This is a genomic window from Palleronia caenipelagi (genome assembly GCF_007004065.1).
Classification (GTDB): Bacteria; Pseudomonadota; Alphaproteobacteria; order Rhodobacterales; family Rhodobacteraceae; genus Palleronia; species Palleronia caenipelagi.
Map to the genome: position 1 here is coordinate 1 of NZ_VFSV01000113.1, position 2,642 is coordinate 2,642.

The 2,642-nt window shown below is 48.2% G+C and carries 2 protein-coding genes and 2 pseudogenes; 3 read left to right on the top strand and 1 reads right to left on the bottom strand.

Features of this window, described 5'->3' with window-relative positions; genetic code table 11:
* Positions 1-284 precede the first annotated feature (284 nt).
* A pseudogene (locus FEV53_RS19975) lies at positions 285-392 on the bottom strand (IS5/IS1182 family transposase); the annotation flags it as partial.
* A 246-nt stretch (positions 393-638) separates the two neighbouring features.
* Between FEV53_RS19975 and FEV53_RS19980 the strand changes: the two are divergent.
* The 3 genes and pseudogenes from FEV53_RS19980 to FEV53_RS19990 all read left to right on the top strand — a co-directional run.
* Positions 639-878 carry a hypothetical protein gene (locus FEV53_RS19980; RefSeq protein ID WP_142836386.1) on the top strand — a complete coding sequence of 80 codons (240 nt, stop codon included), beginning with the start codon at positions 639-641 and terminating at the stop codon, positions 876-878.
* 691 nt (positions 879-1,569) lie between these two features.
* Positions 1,570-2,271: a Hint domain-containing protein gene (locus FEV53_RS19985; RefSeq protein WP_142836387.1), complete on the top strand. Its 702-nt coding sequence runs from the start codon at positions 1,570-1,572 to the stop codon at positions 2,269-2,271.
* Between the two features lie 93 nt (positions 2,272-2,364).
* Positions 2,365-2,553: pseudogene (locus FEV53_RS19990) on the top strand (transposase); the annotation flags it as partial.
* Positions 2,554-2,642 lie beyond the last annotated feature (89 nt).

Genomic DNA, 2,642 nt, shown 5'->3' on the forward strand with positions numbered 1-2,642 from the left:
CTACCGCCACCGCTCCAACGGCAAGCCAATGCTGGAGTGACCCAAAATGCCAGGACAGGGGCGGTGAAACAACCGCCCCTTCAGAGGGAGGCCATGCGGCTTGAAGTTGTTGCGACCAAGTAGAAATGTCCCTTGGTCTGCAAAGTAGAAATGTCACACCTGGGTGCTGAGGGGAGCAAAGCCTGACAGGGCAGAGACCTTAGATATCGCATCCCTGGCTGGCTTTGCGGTTTGCTGGTGCGGCGCTTCGGGTGTCTGCATGCTACCGCCGCTCAAACTTCAGGATGATGTCGAGTTCCGCGCCCGTTCGGAGCGCGGACAGCGCAGATGAACCGTTCAAAGAACGCCCATTCCTCGTCCGACATCAGGTCTCGTGCCAAGCTGGCCTCCATCGCAGATTCAAGCTTGAATCACGGTTGCCGAGCGCTGTGAATCCTTTTTGTCAACACGGCCTAGTTCATCGCAGCTTGTTAAGCCGCCTCAGCAGGACGCGGCAAGTTCGCAATCCCGATCATCCGGGATGGAACAGCTAATAACCTCAAATATTGAATTTGAAGTAATTGGAATCGGCTTCCTTAACTGAAAGTTTGTGAGTGACAAATAAACGTTATACTGTCTTTAGGATTCGGAGAAACGACATGAAGATCTTCGCAGCTCTTGCCGTAGCCACAGCAGTCGCTGGCTGTTCACAAGCCAATTTCGAATCTGAGCCAGTCGTTGTGCCAACAGAAAAAGGTCCAGTGACGTGCCAGCTCTACGGACACAATCAGGTGGTATGGGACGAAGCGATCTTGAAACCCGATACTATCAGCGACAATAAAGCACACGAAATTTGTATCAATGAGGGCACCCGACGTCTTGCATCATCTTCAAAGTGATGACTTTGTTGTTGTGTCGCGATTACATTATCTCCAACACCAATTCTGGCGGCTCTACTGCATGCCGTCGAAGATGGGTAGACTTCTATGGGAGTTCTCAATTGTCAAATCCGGGTAATATAGGAAAATCCCTATAATGTGGCCAATGATCCAGCGACTCAATCGAATCAAATAGTTCGCAGAACAGCGATTCTGAGACAATATAAGTCGAAATGTCCAATTGAGTCATGATGACATCTTATATCCAAAAGCACACCACCCAAGGTATGTAGTTACGGCGGATCGGACACCAGAAATTCGAATGCCCCCTGAATGCTGTTGTGGCACGAGATTACTTTTATCCCCGATTGCGTAGTGCAAACATCAAGATCACAAATTCCTATTTATCCTCTTCGATCAGAAACTAGATAGTAAGAGACGCTCAATGGTGAAGAATATCAATGCTCATCGGACATGTGTGATGTGTCATTTCGCACACATGGCGTAGTATACGATAACAGACAAAGGCAATTGAATAATGTCGTTTAGGAGAGCACAATGCCCCATTACGACGACTTCATACCTCGCTTTCTCGCCTTGCGATTTCAGGGTGTCGGATGGCGTCAGCGGTGGTGAGGAAACTTTCGACATGCTTCAAATTGAAAGAGGAGATCAGATTTGACTAAAGTTAAATGCACACTATCGTGCTCTAGTGGTCGAAAATCGGCTTGGAGCATGGATTGTCGCAGATAGTTCACAGATTGGCACGCCTAACGCAATGATCAAAAGTGCTGCTCAATTAATTTTTATAGCAACAGAAAGCCAAATTCTAAGAGTTTTAGTTTTTTCGGTCTCAACCAATTCCGATTTTTCCTTATATTCGACTCTTTTTCTGCTACTTAATGACATATGCTTCCGCGTCGACTATGTTCTGATCGATCGAGAGCTGGATGACGTTCGGGATCAATTAGAAGAATTATTTTGCGCGCCGTTCTTTGAGGGCACCAAAATCCTTATGGGCTGCGATCAAAGAATGCTCATTGAAAAAATTAAGATTGGAGGTATGCTACAAACCGCCACCAATGGAATTGTTTCTGTAGAGTGGTGTGGTAAGCGTCTTCTTCCTGCAATTGGCTCAAACGTGCCCATTTTTATTGAAAAAAGAGAAATTGGGAACGACTCGCCACTGATCTTGAGCCCGTGTTCGAAAATATTCTGTTCTGGCAAGCACCCACGCCGAAGAAGTGGTCGATGCGTTTCTTCTGTCGAATTAGTCAATGGATGTACCGTTCGCTGGTTGCCAGAGCAATATATGATGCATTACTATATACGCATAAGATTACCCAGCTTTATTATTGCCAATAATGTGCAAATTAGCACATGTCCCGCTTCTAGTATTCTGCGCCTGACATAGGATTCCCTTGGTTGGGTAGTGGCCTTGTTGGGCCTTGTTGCACAAATCGAGTGAGGGATTCACTGCGTGAATCCAGCGTGATAGCTGGAAGGTATGAGCAGTTGGGCCCCTACGAAGGACAAGACCACGAACTGGTCGGCTTACAATGAAGCACTGTGCCAGCGCGGATCGCTGACGATCTGGTTCGATCCCGACATGATGTGGAAGCTGCCGCCCAGCGGGAAGCGTGGGCGGCAGCCGAGTTTCAGCGATGAAGCTATCCAGACGTGCCTGACAATGAAGGGTGAAGGGCGCTCGGAAAACAGTCCGGTGGACTGTTTTCAGCCCTGAACGGGCGGAGCCCCGGGCAAGTTTGGCATGGTCGCCATTGG

Excerpts from the sequence above, each read along its gene's own strand:
- FEV53_RS19980 (WP_142836386.1), top strand. The coding sequence starts at position 639 with ATGAAGATCTTCGCAGCTCTTGCCGTAGCCACAGCAGTCGCTGGCTGT.